Consider the following 17,102-nt stretch of genomic DNA (forward strand, 5'->3'; position numbering starts at 1 on the left):
CGGTGCCGGGGACGGCCCCGAGCGGCCCGTTGCCGCGGGCCGTTCACTTGAGGAAGGACCCTTCGATGGGGGAGAAGGTCGCCGCGGACGACATCGGCCTGGCGGACCGGGAGCGTTATCGAAGAAAGCTTCACGAGTGCCTTGAGGCGTTGTCGAGGCTCTTGGGTGAGAAACGGTTCGATCGCCCGAAAAATCTCGTCGGGCTGGAGATCGAGCTGAATCTTGCCGACGCCGACGGGCTGCCCAGGATGATGAACTCGCAGGTGCTGGAACGTATCGCGAGCCGGGATTTCCAGACCGAACTCGCCCGGTGCAACCTCGAAGTGAACATCGCGCCGCACCGTTTGCACGGACAGGTACTCGACCACCTTGCCGAGGAACTCCGTACCGGCCTCGCCTACGCGGACCGAAAAGCCGGCGAAGTGGCGTCCCACATCGTGATGATCGGCATTCTGCCGACGCTGCACTCGGCGGATCTCACGGTTGCCAGCCTCTCCGAGATCGACCGCTACGTCCTGCTCAACGACCAGATGCGCGCGGCCCGTGGCGAGGACTTCGCGCTCGATATCCAGGGCGTCGAGCGGCTGGTGGCCCGGTCGCCGTCGATCGCGCCCGAGGCGGCCTGCACCTCCGTCCAACTGCATCTCCAGGTGACGCCGGGCCGCTTCGCCGCCGTCTGGAACGCGGCGCAGGCCATCGCCGCGGTACAGGTGGCCATCGGTGCCAACTCGCCGTTCTTCTTCGGCCGTGAGCTGTGGCAGGAGTCGCGGCCGCCGGTCTTCCAGCAGGCCACCGACACCCGGCCGCCCGAACTCCAGGCCCAAGGAGTGCGCCCGCGCACCTGGTTCGGCGAGCGCTGGGTCGACTCCGCGTACGAGCTGTTCGAGGAGAACGTCCGCTACTTCCCGCCGTTGCTGCCGATCTGCGGGACGCAGGAGCCGCTGGCCGTCCTGGAGCACGGCGGGATTCCCGACCTGGCGGAACTGGTGCTGCACAACGGCACCGTCTACCGCTGGAACCGGCCGGTCTACGCGGTCGCCGACGGCGTGCCGCACCTCCGGGTCGAGAACCGCGTGCTGCCCGCCGGGCCGACCGTCGCCGACGTCATCGCCAACACCGCGCTGTACTACGGCTTGGTGCGCGCGCTGGCCGATGAGCCCCGTCCGGTGTGGACGCGGCTGCCGTTCGCCGCGGCGGCCGAGAACTTCGACGCCGCCTGCCGGTACGGGATCGACGCACGCCTGCGCTGGCCCCGGCCGGGGCGGGGCGGCATCGCGGAGATCCCGGTGGTGCGGCTGGTGCGCCAGGAACTGCTGCCGCTGGCCGCCGCGGGGCTGGACGCGTGGGGGGTCGAACCGGCCGACCGTGACCGGTATTTGGGGATCATCGAGCAGCGTTGCGCACGCCGGATCAACGGTGCCTCCTGGCAGGTTGCCGCGTACCGCCACGCCGTGCACCAGGGGCTGGAGCGGGACGCGGCGCTGGCCGCGATGACCCGCCGCTACGGCGAGCTGATGCAGGCCGGCGATCCGGTACACACCTGGCCGGTCGCCTGGCCCGTCGCGGAGGGCACCGTTCCGGGGGCGCGCCGCCCGGCCGGGCCCCGCTGACCGCGGCCCGCTCGGGGCGCCCCCTGCCCGGCAGGTGGGGCGGCGTCCCGGGCGGGCGTTGCCGGGAGCGGGAGTTCTTCCGGGCGCCGGGCTTCGGGCGCCCGGGGGCGCGCTACTCCGGTCCCGTGCTGCCCGCCGTGATGATGGCCTTGAGGATCACCTCGTGGATCTGCGAAGGGTCGCTGACCCGGTGTGCCGAGCCGCCGGTCGGCGCCACGATGCGGTCCAGGGCCGACTTGTCGGCTTCCGGGCCGATCGCGATGGCGATCAGCGGCACCGGCCGCTGCGGGTCCGAGAGCTTCTTCAGCCTGGTGACCAGCGCGTCGAGGCCGATGCTGCTGGAATCGTCGTTGGCGCCGTCGGTGACGACGACCAGGGCGTTGAACTTGCCCTCCGCATAGGTGTCGCGGGCCTTCTGGTAGGCGGCGAGCGTGGTGTCGTACAGGCCGGTGGCGCCGTTGGGCACGGGGGCCAGCGAGCGGAAGGCGGCGGCCAGTTCGTCGCGGTGGGTGCCGCCGCTCGTGCCGCGGTCGCCGAGCCGGGTGGTGGGGGAGAGCTCCAGGTAGTCCTTGTCGCCGTCGAGGAGGGTGGCGAACTTCCACAGCCCGATCTCGTCCTCGGGTGTGAACGTCGCCAGCGCCTGGAGCAGCGAATCCTTCGCCAGCTCCATCCGGGACCGGCCGCCCCTGCCGGGCACTTGGCCGGCCATCGAGGCCGAGGCGTCCACGACCGTGGCGATCCGGGCACTCTGCACCGTGATCGTCCACATGCCCAGCAGCGCCTGGATCTCCTTGACCGACGGCGGATCGGCCTGTTCGGCGGTGAACGGCTGCGGCGCGTGCCCGCCCGCGGCCCGGATCACCTGCCCGGCGGCCTCGCCGTTGCCGGCCCGGAAGCCGTGCGCCTGCAGCACCCGCTGCCCGGCCGTGCCGTCCAGCAGGGTCATGAACCGGCCGGCGGCGCGTGACTGGTCGGCGGTCAGCTCTTCTTCGTCGACGAGGGTGTACGGGTAGTCGAGCCGGGCGGTGCTGTCCTCGGGGTAGAAGAGGTTCAGGTCCGGGCCGCCGTCCGCGCTCGTGTTGTGCGTGAACGCGGCCTGTTCGGAGAGCAGCAGGGCCTGATTGCGGCGCGGATTGCCCAGTTCTGCTCCGGATCCGTCGCGCGGCAGGGTGGCCAGCGCCTGCCCGTCGCCGTCCGCGACCCGCTGGTAGAGCATCTTGGCGGTAGCGGCGGTCCTGGGGTCCGCGGCGCCGTCGCCGCCCTTCGTGTGCGCGGCGTCGATCCGTGCCAGCGCGAGCAGCCCGGTGGCGCTGCGGGCCGGATCGGCGATCCCGAGACGCAGTGCGTCGCCGCTGGTGGCGGCCTCGGTCAGCCCCGACCAGGTGTACGTCTTCTTCGGCCAGCCCAGTTTCCTGGCGGCCGACGGGACGGCGCCCAGCGCGACGGGTGAGGAGGCGATGGTTCCGCCGGCGGTCAGCGGAGTGCCGCCCTCGGCGCCGACCCGGTCCGACCAGATGCGGGAATCGGGTATCCACACCTGGAATTCGGACCGGGCGGGGCGTTGCCCGAGCGAGTCGGCGACCTCCCCACCGGACCGCGCCGTGACGTTGACGTCCAGACACTTCCCATCCGTACGCGTCTCGTTCTTCCGTGCCCGGTCGGCCACTTCGTCGAGTGCGGGGGCGATGTCGGGGGAGGCGACCACGTCGAGCCGTACCGTGTCGCCGCCGCACGGTGCGCCGAACGGCAGCAGGCCGCTGCGCAGCGCGACGACGGTGCCGGCGACGGTGAGGACGAGGGCCGTGGCGATGACGACGGTGCGGCGGCGGGTACCGGGGCGGCGGCCCCCTGTGCCGACCGGTGCAGAGTCGTCGGGCAAGCTGTGACGTCCCATGGCGGTACCGCCTCTCCTGGCACTCGGAGCTGGATCGGGATGTGCGGGGGAGGGGAACGCGCCACGTGGATGGCGCCCGCCCCGGCCTGTCGCGCGCGCTCTTCGTACCTGCTGCGGCGACCCTAGCGGGGCGTCGGTGGTCCAGTGGCGGTATTGCGGAAGTGGTGGAATTGGAGGAATTTGTGCAGTCGGACGCGAGCCCCTTGGCCGATGCGGACGTGCCGGGCGAGGGGCCGGGTACGGGACGTGATGCGGGGGCGGGCGACGGCCCGTCCCGGCGGGTGCTGAGGAGCGAGACGCTTCTCGTGCTGGCTCTCTCGCTGGGCCCCAGTGCGGTCTCCGCGCTGATCAGCTTCGTCGGCTCGGTGACCAGGCCCGGTGGCCTCAAGGATCAGGCGGCGACGCTCAACGGCTCCCACGCGCCCGGACGGCCGTGGCTGGATCTCGCCTGGCAGCTCTTCGGGATCGCGACGGCGCTGGTGCCCGTCCTCCTGGTGGCGCACCTGCTGCTGCGGGAGAGGGCCGACGGGCTGCGCACGCTGGGATGCGACCGGCGCAGGCCGTGGTTCGACCTGGGCTCGGGCGCCGCGCTCGGCGCCGCCGTGGGCGGGTGCGGTCTGGTGCTCTACCTGGGCGCGCGGGCGGCCGGATTCAACCTCACGGTGGTTCCCGAGTCGCTGCCCGATGTGTGGTGGAAAGTGCCCGTGCTGATCGCCTCGGCGGTGCAGAACGCCGTGGTGGAGGAGGTCATCGTCGTCGGGTATCTGCTGCGGCGGCTGGGGCAGTTGGGCTGGGGGCCGCTGCCCGCGCTGGCGGCGAGCGCGGTGCTGCGCGGTTCGTACCACCTCTACCAGGGCATCGGCGGATTCGTCGGCAACATGGTGATGGGCGTGATCTTCGTGCTGCTCTACCGGCGTTGGCGGCGGGTCGGCCCGCTGATCGTCGCGCACTCCCTGATCGACATCGTGGCGTTCCTCGGGTACGCGCTGCTGGCGGGCCGGGTGGACTGGCTGCCGACGCTGTGACGGGGCGGCGGGCGGGTGCGGTGCCTGCCCGCCGCCCCGTCCCGTGGTTCAGGCCGTGGTCAGCAGTTCGCCGTCGATGACGGTGACCGCGGAGCCGGTCAGGAGTGTGCGGTCGCCGCGCAGTTCGGTGCGGACGAGACCGGTGCGGGCGCCGCCCTGCAGGCCGGTGAGCGCGGCGCGGCCGGTGCGGGCCGCCCAGAACGGTGCGAGCGCGGTGTGTGCGCTGCCCGTGACGGGATCCTCGTCGATGCCCACCGCGGGGAAGAAACAGCGGGTGGCGAAGTCGTAGCCGGCTGCCGGGTTCTCGGCGCGCGCGGTGGTGATCACGCCCCGGCCGCCGTGCCCGGCCAGCGCCTTGAGGTCCGGCGTCAGGGTGCGCACCGCCGCTTCGTCGGCCAGCTCGACCAGGAGGTCGCCCACCTGCGGTCCGGTGTCGTGGGCGCTGAGGATCTCGGCGCCGCCCAGCCCGGTGGCGACGGCGTCCGGTACGTCGACGGGGGTGAGCGGGGCGGTCGGGAAGTCCATGGTGATCGCGCCGCTGTCGTCCGTGGCGGCGGTCAGGATGCCGCTGCGGGTGGCGAAGCGGACGGTTCCGGTGGCCGCTCCGGTGGTGTGCAGGACGTGCGCGGTGGCCAGGGTCGCGTGACCGCACAGGTCGACCTCGGTGGCGGGGGTCAGCCAGCGCAGCGCCCAGTCCGCGGTACCGCCCGCGGGCAGCGGGTGGGCGAACGCGGTCTCGGAGAGATTGACCTCGGTGGCGACCTGCTGGAGCCACCGGTCATCGGGGAAGGCGTCGGCGTCCAGGAGGACGACTCCTGCGGGGTTGCCGGCGAAGGGGCGCGCGCTGAAGGCGTCGACGATACGAATCCTCATGCACGGAGCGTAGGTCCGCGGCAAAGCCGCAGGCCAAGGCCAATCTCAAGAAATTGGATCCGATGGGGATTGCCGAACGAACAGTAGCGATATATCGTTGAGGCATCGCGACCGATCAGCGATAAGGCTGATCGGCATCAGACGGAAGGACGCCCTCATGCGTTCCCACGGACATGACCACGGACAGGAATACTGCGGACCCGGGCGCCACGGCGGCCGGGGTGACTTCGGCGAGAGGTTCGAGGGCCGCCGCGCCTTCGGCCCGTTCGGGCCGCCCTTCGGCGGGCCGTTCGGCGGCGGCAGGGGCCGCGGCGGGCCGCGCGGACGGGCCCGGCGCGGTGACGTGCGGGCCTCGATCCTGGCGCTCCTCAAGGACCGCCCGATGCACGGCTACGAAATGATCCAGGAGATCGCCGAGCGCAGCGGCGGGGCGTGGAAGCCCAGCCCCGGATCGGTCTACCCCACCCTCCAACTCCTGGAGGACGAGGGGCTGATCGCCAGTGCCAGCGAGGGCGGCAAGAAGCTCTTCTCGCTGACCGATGACGGCCGCACGGAGGCCGACAGCGGTTCGGACGCGCCCTGGGAGGAGGCCGGCCGGGGCGTCGACTGGGAGGCCATGAACGAGATCCGCAAGGCGGGCGGCGGCCTCATCGAGGCGTTCCGCCAGGTCTGGGCCACCGGCACTCCCGAGCAGCGGGACAAGGCCATGGCGGTGGTCAACAAGGCGCGGAAGGAGCTGTACCTGATCCTCGCCGATGAGGACTGACGCCGGTGCGCGGCCGTCGCCCGGCCGCCGGGCGGGGGCGGTCGCCGCAGGCGCGAGGCGACCGCGCGGTCGGCGGTCTCAGGTCGCCAAGGTGGCGAGCCCGCGCAGCGACTCGTTCAGTGCGGTGCCCGCGGAGTCCTTGAGTTTGCCCGCCATCAGGGACACCGCGGCACCGGTGAACTCGCCGTCGATACGGACCGTCGTCGCCTCGCCGTCCGGCGTGAGCGCGTACCGCATGACCAGCTGCACTCCCATCGGACCCTTCCCGCCGATGTCCAGCAGCCGGCCCGGCTCCAGCGCCCGCACGGTCCAGGTGACCTCGGCGGGGAACCCCATCAGCTTCATGTTCTCCTCGTAGCTCGCGCCCACCTCCAGCGGCTGCGGGCCACCCTTGGGGAAGGCGGTGTGGGTGGCGTTCCACCGGGCATGGGAGTCGAAATCGGTCAGCAGGTCCCAGATCCGCGCGGCCGGTGCGTCGATCCGGGCCTGAGCGGTGACTTCGGCCATGCGGCCACCCCTTCGTGTCTGCCTGTCCTTGACGGTGTCGCGGAAGGTAGCCGCAAGCAGGCCAATCCGCAAGGCTGATGGCCCGTCAGAATTTCTGGGGTGCAGGCCACCGCGAAGAGCCGGGGAGCCACACCGGCTGCCCGTACCCTTCCCGGCGTCTCCTCCGTAAGGATGAGACGCGTCAGGCGCGAGCCCAACCACGGTGGGATGCGCAAATGCTTCCCGCCGGGGATGCTCGGCCCTTCTCGGGCTGGTGGGGTGGGGACTGTGCAAAACCGTACTGCGTACAGCGGCGGGGAAGGCCCTGCCCAGGAGGACCTGGACGCTCAGCTCACCGTGGAGCTGGCGTCGGTGATATCCGCTGCCCGCAGACGGGCCACCCGGGACGGCGACCGGCAGGTCGACACCGCGCATCTGCTGCACGGCCTCCTGGAATGGGATCCGGCCGTCCGCGACGCCTTCGACGGCGGGCCGCCGCAGATCGCCCGACTGCTGGGCTACCTCGTCCAGCGCAGCATCGGCTACGGACTCCAGTGGCACGGCACCGTCGAGGACTCCGGCGCGGTCCCGGTGGTCACCGAGGGTGGAGTCCCCGGATGGTCGCCCGCGGCCGCCGCCGCGATGGACGGCGCACTGGACCGCGCCCACGCCCGCTACGTGCTGCACGCGGACTGCCTGGACCTGCTCGCGGCCCTGGTGGACGACCCCGAGTCGCGGGCCGTCGAGGTGCTGCACCGCGCCTCCGTGGACACGGCACGGCTCGCCGCCCGGCTCGACGGGGAGCGCCCGGACCCGGGCTGACGCGGCGGGCCCGCCGGGACGGACCGGCGCACCGGCCGAACTGCCGCCCCGACAGGGGCGTTACAGATGACGCTGCTGACGGCGGCTGCCATGATGATTCGATGCATGCGTCTTCGGGGAACCCCGCCGGTACGGCAACGGGGCCGGGTCAGGGAGTTCAGGGTTCCGGGGGAGCCCCGTCATCGACGCCCGCAACCGGGGCGCCCGGCGGCGGCGCCACCCCGGGACGGGGCGCGGGGCCGGCCCTCGCGCTGCTCGCCGCCTTCGCGTTCGGCGGCTCGGGTGTCGCCGCCAAGCCGCTGATCGAGGCGGGCCTGGAGCCTCTGCACGTCACCTGGCTGCGAGTGGCCGGTGCGGCCCTGGTGATGCTGCCCGTCGCCTGGCGCCACCGCTCCCTGGTACGCAGGCGGCCCGCCCTGCTCGTGGGCTTCGGCCTGCTGGCCGTCGCGGGAGTCCAGGCATGCTACTTCGCCGCGCTCTCCCGTATCCCGGTGGGCATCGCCCTGCTCATCGAATACCTGGCGCCCGCCCTGGTGCTCGGCTGGGTGCGCTTCGTGCAGAAACGTCCGGTCACCCGGGCCGCCGTGGTCGGTGTGATGCTGGCCGTCGGCGGCCTGGCCTGCGTCGTGGAGGTGTGGTCGGGGCTCAGCATCGACGTCATCGGCCTCGTCCTCGCCCTCGGTGCGGCCTGCTGCCAGGTCGGCTACTTCGTGCTGTCCGACCACGGTGCCGACGGCGAGGACGCGGTGGACCCGCTGGGCGTGGTCGCCCACGGGCTGCTGGTCGGCACGCTGCTGCTCACCGTCTTCGCGCGCCCCTGGGAGATGGACTGGCCGGTGCTGGGCGGCAGCGCCTCCATGAACGGCACCGAGGTGCCCGCTGTGCTGCTGCTCTCCTGGATCGTGCTGATCGCGACGGTGTTCGCCTACCTCGCCGGTGTGGTGTCGATCCGCCGGCTGTCACCGCAGGTCGCCGGGGTGGTGGCCTGCCTCGAAGCGGTGGTGGCGATCGTCCTGGCCTGGGTGCTGCTCGGCGAACGCCTCTCCGCCGCGCAGATCATCGGCGGTGCCGTGGTGCTGGTCGGCGCCTTCATCGCCCAGTCGGCGACACCTGGCAGCACCGGGCCTGCGCCTGCCTGCCCGGAGGCCACAGAGCCGGCCGACGGCGCCCCACGGAGCCCGTCGGAGGCCACCGCGACAACGGTGGATCAGGACCGCGGATAGCGCCTGACCCGGGCCCGGGACGGCGGTTTGGGCATCGCCTGCTGTCGTCCCGGGCGGTGGCTCACCGCCGGCGTGTGGTGGCCAGGCGGCGCTGCTGGTGGGCGCGGGCTTCGGCGTCACCGGGGGCGTCGCGCTCGGCCAGCCGCTCCGAGATCCGCTGTTGCACGGCCTCGCTCCGCTTGCCCGCGTACTTGAACTTGGCGCGCACCTCCCGCACCTCCAGGCGCAGCCCTCGGATGCCCGCCAACTGGCGGCCGTACGGAGCCGCTTCCGCACGGACCGGTGCGGAACCGCCCTCCGGCTGGAAGTGCCCCAACTGCCGCTGCAGCAGGGCCGCCTTGGCCTCCGGGGCGTCCACGACATGGGCGGTGCAGGTCAGTTGGACCGCGGCGTAGAAGCTGGTGGGGACGCCGTGCTCGGGCGGTTCGTCCTCGGCCGCCTGCCAGGGGCCGGGGATGAAGGCGTAGTCGTCCACCACGCTCAGCAGGACCGCGGGCGCGGCCTCGATCGCCCGCCAGATGGGGTTCGGGCGGGCCAGGTGCGTGACGGCCTCGCCCAGGTCGGGGGCGTAGGCGAAGTGCAGCGGCTGCACCAGGGGCGGTTCGCCGGGCGGGCCGTTGACGGTCAGTTGCCCGAAGTCGTGCCGGGTGAGCCAGTGTTGCCACTCGGCGTCCTCGGTCGGGGCGTCCCAGGGATGGATCAGCATCGGTCCTCCTCAGCGTGCGGTGAGGTACGCCGGCTCGGGGGTGCCGGGTGCGAGTGCGTCGGACGGTATGGGCGTGCCGTATACGGGAGCCACGGGGAGGACGCCGGCCCAGTGGGGGAGCGACAGGTCCTCGGGCTCGTCGTTGGGGCCGCCGGTGCGGGCCTTCGCCGAGACCTCGCGCAGGTCGAGCCGGATGACGGCGGTGGCGGCCAGTTCCTTGGCGTTGCCGGGCCGGGAGTCGGCGGCACGGCCCGGCAGGACGTGATCGACCAGGGCGTCGAGCGCCGCGGTCTTCTCCGCGGCGTCGGTGACCTGGTGGGCGGTGCCGTGCACCACCACGCTGCGGTAGTTGATGGAGTGGTGGAAGGCGGACTTGGCCAGTACCAGGCCGTCGACGAGCGTCACGGTCACGCAGACCTCCAGACCCGGGTCCTGCCCGCCCGCCATGCGCAGTGGGCGGGAGCCGGTCGAGCCGTGGAGGTAGAGGCGCTCGCCGACCCGGGCGTAGAGCGTGGGCAGCACGACCGGCGATCCGTCGCGGACGAAGCCCAGGTGGCAGACGTATGCCTCGTCGAGGATCGCGTGCACCGTGTCGTGGTCATAGGCGGCGCGCTCGGCGGAGCGGGTGGGTACGGTCCGCCCGGTCGACGGGTATGCGGGTGCGGGTTCCACGGCTCGGGACATTGCCAACTCCATTGCACTAGTGCATAATCAAGTTTGTGCTAGGAGAGTATCGGATCGAAGGGCGGCGCGCATCGGAGATTGCCGCCAGCGTCGAGCGAGCCGTCGGTGCCGGTGAGCTCCAACCAGGCGAAGTCCTGCCACCGTTGCGGGAGTTGGCCGTCTATCTGGAGGTCAATCCGAATACCGTGGCGTCCGCCTACCGGACACTGCGGGACCGCGGAGTGATCGAAACGGCGGGGCGGCGCGGCAGCCGGGTGCGTCAGCGCCCCGCCAGTACTCCGCGCGAGGCGTCGCGGGTGGAGATCCCGCCCGGCGTGCGCAATGCCTCGGACGGCAATCCCGACACCGCGCTGCTGCCCCCGTTGGAGAAGGCCCTCGCCGTCGCCGCCCGGCGCAGCGCGGAGCGTCCCGTGCTCTACGGCGCGCCCACGATCGACGCCGATCTCGCGGACCTCGCACGCGCCGCCTTCGCCGCGGACGGGGTGCCCGCCGGGCCTCTGGCCGTGACCAGCGGCTCCCTCGACGCCATCGAGCGGGTGCTGGCCGCGCATCTGCGGCCGGGTGACGTGGTGGCGGTGGAGGATCCGGGGTGGGGCAGTCTGCTCGATCTCATCCCGGCGCTCGGGCTCCGGCCGGCCCCGGTCGCGCTCGACGACGAGGGGCCGCTGCCCGAGCAGTTGACGCGGGCGCTCGACGACGGCGCGCGGGCGGTCGTCGTCACGGACCGTGCGCAGAACCCGACCGGCGCTGCGGTGAGCCGGCCACGGGCGGCCGAGCTGCGGAGCCTGCTGGCCGGGCATCCCGGTGTGCTGCTGATCGAGGACGACCACGGCCACGGCATCGTCGACCTGCCGCTGCACCCGCTCGCCGGCACCACCGATCACTGGGCGCTGGTGCGGTCGACGGCCAAGGCGTACGGCCCCGACCTGCGCCTCGCAGTGCTGACCGGAGACGCGGTGACCGTCGACCGGGTGCGGGGCAGGCAGCTCCTGGGGGCGGGATGGGTGAGCCACCTTCTCCAGGACGCGGTCGTCCACTTGTGGCGCACGACCGCGGTCGAACCGGCGGCGGTGGCCGCGGCATACGGCAGGCGGCGGGAGGCCCTGATACACGCGTTGGCCGCGCAGGGCGTACGAGCGCGGGGCCGGAGCGGGATGAATGTCTGGGTGCCGGTGCCGGACGAGACGGGTGCGGTGTCCCGGCTCCTGCACGCCGGCTGGTCGGTGGCGGCGGGTGCCCGCTTCCGTATGCAGTCACCGCCCGCGGTGCGCATCACGGTGTCCGGTCTGTCCGTCGACGACATGGACCCGATAGCCGCCGCTGTCGCTTCGGCCATCGGGTCGGGTGACGCGCGCCGGTATGAGTGAGCCGGGCGCCGGGCGCCGGGCTATCGGGCGGCAGGTTGCCGGGCGGCGGGGTAGTCGTCGGCGGAGCGGGAGCCGGGGCCGTCGGGGCCCGGGACGGCCGGGCGGGCGTTCCGTGCGTCCGCGATGCGGGGGCGGGGGGAGCTGCGGGGCCGGGTCTGTGTGAGGGCGGCGCCGGCCAGGACGATGACGGCACCGACCGGAGTGTTCCAGCTCAACTGCTCGTCCAGGAGCGCCACCCCGGCGGCCGTGGCGATCACGGGGATGAAATAGGTGACCATCTGCGCGGTGGTCGGGCCGATCTCCGCAACCAGTCCGTACTGGAGCAGGAAGGCGATGCCGGTGCCGAGGGCGCCGAGGGCGAAGACGGCCAGTACGGGCCAGAGCGGGTAGGAGGCGGGTGCGGAGGTGAACAGCGGGGTCACCACGGCGAGTTGCAGCGTGGCCAGCAGCAGCTGCGTGCTGGACATGGACAGGTGGGAGTCCCGGGCGCCGCCCAGCGTGCGGCGGACGTAGATCCAGCCGATCGGGTAGCTGAGTGCGGCGCCGAGCGCCATGGCCGTGCCCGCCGGGTCCGTGCCGGTGAAGCCCTGCCAGATGCCGAGCACCGTGAGCACGCCCAGGAAGCCGACACCCAGACCGGCGACCCGGCGCCGGGTGGGACGGTCCTCCGACAGGGCGACCAGCGACAGGGCCATGCCCCACAGGGGCGAGGTCGCGTTGCAGATGCCGGCCAGGGTCGACGGGATCGTCAGCTCGGCATAGGCGAAGAGGGAGAACGGGAGGGCGTTGAGGAGGAATGCGGCGACCGTCAGATGTGCCCAGGTCCGTGCGGAGCGCGGCAGCCGTTGGCGCTTGGCGGCGAGCACCGCAAGCAGCACCGCGGCGCCGAACCCCACCCGTCCCAGCGTGACCTGAAGCGGTGCGAACCCCTGGTTGCCCACCTTGACGAAGAGAAAGCTGAAGCCCCAGACCACCACGAGGACGGCGAAGCGGAACCGCCATCCGAAGGCGCGGCGCCGGGCCGGAGCCGCCCCGGGAGCGTCCGCGGATGCCGGTGTGCCGATGGTGCGGCCAGCGGCCCCGGTGGCCGCCGCCGTTTTCGGGAGCGCGTCCCCGGTGATGTCGGTGGCGGTTCCGGTGGCGGTCAGGTCCGGAGGTGGGGCGGGGGAGGTGGCGGTGTCGGCTGTGCCGGAGGCGGTGCTCATGCCGTCTACGATGCTGGGCCCTCATCTCGTAGCACAAGCGAGAATTACTGGCAGGTATCGCTTAGCATTGCTTACGTGTTGAATCTTGATCGCCTACGCACGCTCCACGCGGTGGCGCGGCACGGCTCGGTGGGTGCGGCGGCCGACAGCCTGCATGTGACGACCTCGGCGGTCTCCCAGCAGATCGCCAAGCTGGAGCGGGAAACCGGGCAGCAGCTGCTGGCGAAGTACGGGCGGGGCGTCCGCCTCACGGACGCCGGCCGGTTGCTCGCCGACCACGCGGCCCGCATCCTCTCCCAGGTCGAACTGGCACAGGCCGAGCTGGAGGCGCACCGCGGCCAGGCGGTCGGCGAACTCCGCCTCGGTGCCTTCCCCACCGCAGCCCGCGGCCTCTTCCCGGCCGCCCTCGCCACCCTCCGTCGCGCCCACCCGCAACTGCGCGTTCGGCTCACCGAGATGGAGCCGGACGAGTCGGTGCGGAGCGTGGTGCGCGGCGATATCGATCTGGCCGTGGTCCTGGACTGGTACAACCGCCCCCTGCCGCTGCCCGATGGGCTGGCGAAGGCGCCGCTCCTGGACGATCCTGCCGATGTGGCCATGCCCGCGGATCACGCGCTGGCGCACCGCCGTTCGGTGGACCTGGAGGACTTCGCCGACGACGAGTGGATCTCCTGGCCGCAGGGCGAGTTCTGCCACGACTGGCTGATGTTCACACTCCGCAGCAAGGGCATCGAGCCCCGCATCGCGCACATGGCCGAGGAGCACCACACCCAACTCGCCTTCATCGCGGCCGGGTTGGGTCTCGCCGTGGCGCCGCGCCTCGGCCGCGGACCGGTACCGGACGGCGTGAGCGTGGTACCCGTACGCCACACCATGCGGCGCCACGTCTACGCGATCTGGCGGGCGGACGCCGACCGGAGGCCCTCGATCCGCGCCGCCGTCAGCGCACTCGGCGCGGCAGGCAAGGACGTCGAGGGAAGCTGAACGGCCCGCGGGCAGCGGCCGCGACACCACCGGCCCGGCCCACCGTGCCTTCGGCGAGCGCCCGGAAGGAGCGCCCGGAACGCACAGCGTGAACGCCCGCCACGAGCGCCCACGCGTGGCGTACGGGCGCCGGCCGTCCCGCGTCAGGAGCTGAGCCGGCGCTTGAGGATCTTGCCCATGTCGTTGCGGGGGAGGGCATCCAGGAAGTGGACGACGCGCGGCCGCTTGTGGGGTGCGAGCTGGCGGGCGACGTGGTCGGCGAGGTCCTCGGCGGAGGGCGGTGGGACGCTGCCGGGACCGGATTCGACGACGATCCAGGCGACGATGCGCTCGCCCAGGTCCTCGTCAGGCTCGCCGGTGACGGCCGCCTCGGCGACCGCGGGGTGCGCCAGCAGGGCGTTCTCGATCTCGCCTGCGCCGATCTTGTAGCCGCCGCTCTTGATCAGATCCGTCGCCTTGCGGCCGACGATGCGGTAGTTGCCGCCGGCGTCCCGGATCGCCATGTCGCCGGTGCGGAACCAGCCGCCGTCGAACGCGGCGGCCGTGGCATCCGGACGGTTGAGGTACTCGACGAAGAGATTCGGGCCGCGCACCTGAATCTCGCCGACCGTCTCGCCGTCGTTCCCCTCGACCGCCTCCCCCGCGTCATCGACCAGCCGGAGATAGACCCCGGGGAGCGGCACCCCGACCGTTCCCGTGGCCGACGGCCCGTCCGCGCGGACGCTGGTGTTCATCAGCGTCTCCGTCATGCCGTACCGCTCGACCACACGCCGGCCGGATGCCGCGGTCAGACGTTCGTGGTCGGTGAGCGGCAGCGCAGCCGATCCGGAGACCAGCAGGCGGGCGCCGGCCAGCGCCTTGGCCAGCGCCGGATCGCGGCCGGCTTCGACGGCGAGGCGGTGGTACATGGTCGGCACGCCGAAGAGCATCGTGCCGTCGCCCGACAGCTCGCGCGTGACGCCTTCGGTGGTGAACCGGCCCAGGTGGCGGACGCTGCCGCCGCGGCGCAGCGGGCCGAGGATGCCCAGGATCAGGCCGTGGACGTGGAAGAGCGGCAGGGCGTGGACGAGGACGTCGGACGCGGTCCACTGCCAGGCGTCCTCCAGCGCATCGAGGGTGTGCGCGAGGGCCCGGCGCGGGAGGACGACGCCCTTGGGCGGGCCGGTCGTGCCGGAGGTGTAGACGATGAGCGCCGGGGCCTCGTCACCGGGTTCGTACGGCAGGTCCGGGGGGCCCTCGCCGGTGCCGGAGGTATCCGCTGCGCCGGATCCGCCGGGTTCGCCGGCCGCTGCGGACGCCTCCTCGATGTCGATGCCGATGTCGAGGCGCGGGAGGACGTCGAGCGCGTCGGGAAGGGCGGCGCCCGGCTCGGCCAGTACGAGGGCGGGTGCGCTGTCCGTGACGATGTGCGCCAGCTCGCTCTCGCCGATCTTGGGATTCACCGGCACGGCGGGCACTCCGGCCAGCATCGCGGCGACGACGGCGACCGACGTCTCCAGGGTCGGGGTGGCCCAGACCGCCACGCGTGTCCGCCCGGCGATCCGCTCGGCGATCGGGCCCGCGACCGCGGCGAGTTGGCGATAGCTCAGGGCGCGGTCGCCGAATCGCAGTGCGGGTGCGGGTGAACCGTCGCGCAGTGCGGGGAAGAACACGTTCACCGGATCTCCTTCGTCCTCAGGCGCCCGGCGCTCACGGCCGTGGCGATCCGCCCCGCACGCCTGACGACGCGGTACGGGCTCTCTTGCTGACCTGTACCACTCTCGCAGAGACCACTGACATCGCGTCCCGCACCACCGCGCCGTGCCGCGTCCCGTGCCCCGTCCCCGTCACCCGGCCGGGATCTTGCGGAAGTCCCAGGAGGCCACGGAGTCCGGCACCAGGCGCAGCCAGGCGTGCCGGCCGTCGTGCGGCATCGTGTCCATCCCGAAGTACTTCGCCGCGAACAGCCGCTCCGGAGCATCGAGTTCGGGGCAGCGCTCTCCCGTACGGGGTGCCTCCCCGACGAAGGCGGCGCGGCCGGACAGCTCGACGCCGCGCAGCTCCCCGTAGTCGTCGCCGTCATCCACGACGACCGCGATCCTCGGGTCCTTCCGGAGCTGGGCCCACCGCTTGCTGCGGGTGATCGAATAGAGCCACAGCGCGCTGCCGTCCCAGACGAACCACAGGGCTCCGACGTGTGGGGCGCCGTCCCCGCCGACCGTCGCGACCCGGCAGGTCCGCTGTACGGCGAGGAAGGCGTCGCGCTCGCCGTCCGTCAGCATGATCCGGCGCCCGCGCCGTTGTGTCCCGGCCATCCGCCCGCACCTCCACCCTGCGGCCCGGCCGCCCGGCCCGCTCATCCGCTGCACCGCCATGGAAACTGACTAGGTGTCAGGAATCATGAAGCCTCTTCCCCTTGTGCGCAATGGCCGCTAGCCTCGCGCGCCTCCAGCAGCCCCTGTCCACCGTCGTGGACGGACACCGCAGGCAGGACGCCACAGAGGGAGAACCATGCCCACGGACCCCCGGCTCATCGAGCAACTGGACCCGGACACCACGGTGCTGCTCACCGTCGAATGCCAGCGCGGGGTGGTGGGTCAGGACAGCGCGCTCCCCGAACTCGCCGCCGCGGCACGGGAGTCGGGCGCCCTGGACAACGTCGCGCGGCTGACCACCGCCGCCCACGACGCCGGGGTCCAGGTGCTGCACGCCGTCGCCGTGCGCCGCCCCGACGGCCGCGGCGCCGGCCGCAACGCCCGCCTCTTCCGGGCAGCCGGTCGCCTCCCCGTCCAGCAGACCATCGGGACGGCAGCCGTCCGCGTCGCCGACCCGATCCCGGTCTCCGAGGACGACCTGGTGGTGCAACGCCTCCACGGACTGTCGCCGGTCGCCGGAACGGGTGTGGACGCGCTGCTGCGCAATGCCGGCTGCCGCACGCTCGTCATCACCGGCGTCTCGGCCAACGTGGCGATCCCCAACGCCGTGTTCGACGCGGTCAACCTCGGCTACACGGCCGTCGTCCCCGCGGACGCCATTGCCGGAGTGCCCGCCGACTACACCCCCGTGATGGTCCGCAACACGCTCGCCCTGGTGGCCACCGTGACCCGCACCGACGACGTCCTGACCTGCTGGGGTCGGGCCCGGCCTGCCGGGCTCACCTAGGGGTCACGAACTCCTCGATCCGGGCGGGCGGCGGCATGGCCGGGAGTGTCGTTGCTGAAGGGGGCCTCGCCGGGTTCGGCGCCGATGGGGGTAGCCGGGCTAGTAGGAGAGGAAGACGGCGTCCGCGATGTCCAGGAGACCGGCGTCGGGCATCCGGGTACGCGACTGTGGCCAGGCGTTGCTGACGACCCGCCGGCGTCGATCAAGACCGCCGGACTGTCGCTGCATGCCGTCGTCCGCGCCCGGTCGTGGTCTCCCCGGTGGCCGGACGGGCGGTGTGGCCGGCTGGGGCGCGAGGAGGTGAGCCTGCCCGGCA

The 17,102-nt window shown here is 72.7% G+C and carries 17 protein-coding genes; 8 read left to right on the top strand and 9 right to left on the bottom strand.

Features of this window, described 5'->3' with window-relative positions:
• The first annotated feature begins 65 nt into the window (after nt 1–65).
• On the top strand, nt 66–1,610 hold the full coding sequence (locus tag LIU39_RS05585; RefSeq protein WP_227045255.1) for a glutamate-cysteine ligase family protein: 1,545 nt from the start codon (nt 66–68) through the stop codon (nt 1,608–1,610).
• A 112-nt stretch (nt 1,611–1,722) separates the two neighbouring features.
• Here LIU39_RS05585 and LIU39_RS05590 read toward each other — a convergent pair whose 3' ends face one another.
• Nucleotides 1,723–3,504, bottom strand: coding sequence for a substrate-binding and VWA domain-containing protein (locus LIU39_RS05590; RefSeq protein WP_227045257.1), 1,782 nt, complete (start codon nt 3,502–3,504; stop codon nt 1,723–1,725).
• Nucleotides 3,505–3,686: 182 nt separating this feature from the next.
• On the opposite strand from LIU39_RS05590, the gene LIU39_RS05595 reads away from it, so the two are divergent.
• Nucleotides 3,687–4,529, top strand: a complete 843-nt coding sequence (locus LIU39_RS05595; protein ID WP_372463812.1) for a CPBP family intramembrane glutamic endopeptidase — start codon at nt 3,687–3,689, stop codon at nt 4,527–4,529.
• 48 nt (nt 4,530–4,577) lie between these two features.
• Here LIU39_RS05595 and LIU39_RS05600 read toward each other — a convergent pair whose 3' ends face one another.
• Nucleotides 4,578–5,402 (bottom strand): PhzF family phenazine biosynthesis protein, encoded by an 825-nt coding sequence (locus LIU39_RS05600; RefSeq protein WP_227045259.1) that lies wholly within the window; start codon nt 5,400–5,402, stop codon nt 4,578–4,580.
• 157 nt (nt 5,403–5,559) lie between these two features.
• Between LIU39_RS05600 and LIU39_RS05605 the strand changes: the two genes are divergently transcribed.
• Nucleotides 5,560–6,168 (top strand): PadR family transcriptional regulator, encoded by a 609-nt coding sequence (locus tag LIU39_RS05605; RefSeq protein WP_227045261.1) that lies wholly within the window; start codon nt 5,560–5,562, stop codon nt 6,166–6,168.
• Between the two features lie 78 nt (nt 6,169–6,246).
• On the opposite strand, the gene LIU39_RS05610 is transcribed toward LIU39_RS05605, so the two are convergent.
• Entirely contained in the window at nt 6,247–6,675 is a 429-nt protein-coding gene (locus LIU39_RS05610; RefSeq protein ID WP_227045263.1) for a type II toxin-antitoxin system Rv0910 family toxin, read from the bottom strand.
• A gap of 267 nt (nt 6,676–6,942) precedes the next feature.
• Here LIU39_RS05610 and LIU39_RS05615 point away from each other — a divergent pair, with 267 nt between their 5' ends.
• Both LIU39_RS05615 and LIU39_RS05620 read left to right on the top strand, forming a co-directional pair.
• Nucleotides 6,943–7,476 (top strand): Clp protease N-terminal domain-containing protein, encoded by a 534-nt coding sequence (locus LIU39_RS05615; protein WP_227045266.1) that lies wholly within the window; start codon nt 6,943–6,945, stop codon nt 7,474–7,476.
• A gap of 101 nt (nt 7,477–7,577) precedes the next feature.
• Nucleotides 7,578–8,699, top strand: coding sequence for an EamA family transporter (locus tag LIU39_RS05620; RefSeq protein ID WP_227045268.1), 1,122 nt, complete (start codon nt 7,578–7,580; stop codon nt 8,697–8,699).
• 61 nt (nt 8,700–8,760) lie between these two features.
• On the opposite strand, the gene LIU39_RS05625 is transcribed toward LIU39_RS05620, so the two are convergent.
• Nucleotides 8,761–9,405 carry an FMN-binding negative transcriptional regulator gene (locus LIU39_RS05625; RefSeq protein ID WP_227045270.1) on the bottom strand — a complete coding sequence of 215 codons (645 nt, stop codon included), beginning with the start codon at nt 9,403–9,405 and terminating at the stop codon, nt 8,761–8,763.
• A 9-nt stretch (nt 9,406–9,414) separates the two neighbouring features.
• Nucleotides 9,415–10,089, bottom strand: a complete 675-nt coding sequence (locus LIU39_RS05630; RefSeq protein WP_227045274.1) for a pyridoxamine 5'-phosphate oxidase family protein — start codon at nt 10,087–10,089, stop codon at nt 9,415–9,417.
• Nucleotides 10,090–10,124: 35 nt separating this feature from the next.
• On the opposite strand from LIU39_RS05630, the gene LIU39_RS05635 reads away from it, so the two are divergent.
• On the top strand, nt 10,125–11,456 hold the full coding sequence (locus LIU39_RS05635) for an aminotransferase class I/II-fold pyridoxal phosphate-dependent enzyme (RefSeq protein WP_227045276.1): 1,332 nt from the start codon (nt 10,125–10,127) through the stop codon (nt 11,454–11,456).
• Nucleotides 11,457–11,476: 20 nt separating this feature from the next.
• On the opposite strand, the gene LIU39_RS05640 is transcribed toward LIU39_RS05635, so the two are convergent.
• Nucleotides 11,477–12,661, bottom strand: a complete 1,185-nt coding sequence (locus LIU39_RS05640; RefSeq protein WP_227045278.1) for a DMT family transporter — start codon at nt 12,659–12,661, stop codon at nt 11,477–11,479.
• A 75-nt stretch (nt 12,662–12,736) separates the two neighbouring features.
• On the opposite strand from LIU39_RS05640, the gene LIU39_RS05645 reads away from it, so the two are divergent.
• Nucleotides 12,737–13,645 (top strand): LysR family transcriptional regulator, encoded by a 909-nt coding sequence (locus LIU39_RS05645; protein ID WP_227045279.1) that lies wholly within the window; start codon nt 12,737–12,739, stop codon nt 13,643–13,645.
• Nucleotides 13,646–13,788: 143 nt separating this feature from the next.
• Here LIU39_RS05645 and LIU39_RS05650 read toward each other — a convergent pair whose 3' ends face one another.
• Together LIU39_RS05650 and LIU39_RS05655 are read right to left on the bottom strand one after the other, a co-directional pair.
• Nucleotides 13,789–15,303 carry an acyl-CoA synthetase gene (locus tag LIU39_RS05650; RefSeq protein ID WP_227045282.1) on the bottom strand — a complete coding sequence of 505 codons (1,515 nt, stop codon included), beginning with the start codon at nt 15,301–15,303 and terminating at the stop codon, nt 13,789–13,791.
• 168 nt (nt 15,304–15,471) lie between these two features.
• A complete protein-coding gene (locus tag LIU39_RS05655) occupies nt 15,472–15,939 on the bottom strand; it encodes a pyridoxamine 5'-phosphate oxidase family protein (RefSeq protein ID WP_227045285.1) in 468 nt (155 codons plus the stop codon).
• A 196-nt stretch (nt 15,940–16,135) separates the two neighbouring features.
• On the opposite strand from LIU39_RS05655, the gene LIU39_RS05660 reads away from it, so the two are divergent.
• Nucleotides 16,136–16,786 (top strand): isochorismatase family protein, encoded by a 651-nt coding sequence (locus LIU39_RS05660; protein ID WP_227045287.1) that lies wholly within the window; start codon nt 16,136–16,138, stop codon nt 16,784–16,786.
• Nucleotides 16,787–16,885: 99 nt separating this feature from the next.
• Here LIU39_RS05660 and LIU39_RS34810 read toward each other — a convergent pair whose 3' ends face one another.
• Nucleotides 16,886–17,014, bottom strand: coding sequence for a hypothetical protein (locus LIU39_RS34810; protein ID WP_264482435.1), 129 nt, complete (start codon nt 17,012–17,014; stop codon nt 16,886–16,888).
• Nucleotides 17,015–17,102: the final 88 nt, after the last annotated feature.

The organism is Streptomyces pinistramenti (assembly GCF_020564935.1).
Lineage (GTDB): Bacteria > Actinomycetota > Actinomycetes > Streptomycetales > Streptomycetaceae > Streptomyces > Streptomyces pinistramenti.

Bases quoted from the DNA above. Each gene is read 5' to 3' on its own strand.
- LIU39_RS05655 (WP_227045285.1), bottom strand. From the start codon at position 15,939: ATGGCCGGGACACAACGGCGCGGGCGCCGGATCATGCTGACGGACGGC.
- LIU39_RS05625 (WP_227045270.1), bottom strand. From the start codon at position 9,405: ATGCTGATCCATCCCTGGGACGCCCCGACCGAGGACGCCGAGTGGCAA.
- LIU39_RS05660 (WP_227045287.1), top strand. From the start codon at position 16,136: ATGCCCACGGACCCCCGGCTCATCGAGCAACTGGACCCGGACACCACG.
- LIU39_RS34810 (WP_264482435.1), bottom strand. From the start codon at position 17,014: ATGCAGCGACAGTCCGGCGGTCTTGATCGACGCCGGCGGGTCGTCAGC.
- LIU39_RS05605 (WP_227045261.1), top strand. From the start codon at position 5,560: ATGCGTTCCCACGGACATGACCACGGACAGGAATACTGCGGACCCGGG.
- LIU39_RS05640 (WP_227045278.1), bottom strand. From the start codon at position 12,661: ATGAGCACCGCCTCCGGCACAGCCGACACCGCCACCTCCCCCGCCCCA.
- LIU39_RS05630 (WP_227045274.1), bottom strand. From the start codon at position 10,089: ATGTCCCGAGCCGTGGAACCCGCACCCGCATACCCGTCGACCGGGCGG.
- LIU39_RS05585 (WP_227045255.1), top strand. From the start codon at position 66: ATGGGGGAGAAGGTCGCCGCGGACGACATCGGCCTGGCGGACCGGGAG.
- LIU39_RS05620 (WP_227045268.1), top strand. From the start codon at position 7,578: ATGCATGCGTCTTCGGGGAACCCCGCCGGTACGGCAACGGGGCCGGGT.
- LIU39_RS05610 (WP_227045263.1), bottom strand. From the start codon at position 6,675: ATGGCCGAAGTCACCGCTCAGGCCCGGATCGACGCACCGGCCGCGCGG.
- LIU39_RS05590 (WP_227045257.1), bottom strand. From the start codon at position 3,504: ATGGGACGTCACAGCTTGCCCGACGACTCTGCACCGGTCGGCACAGGG.
- LIU39_RS05600 (WP_227045259.1), bottom strand. From the start codon at position 5,402: ATGAGGATTCGTATCGTCGACGCCTTCAGCGCGCGCCCCTTCGCCGGC.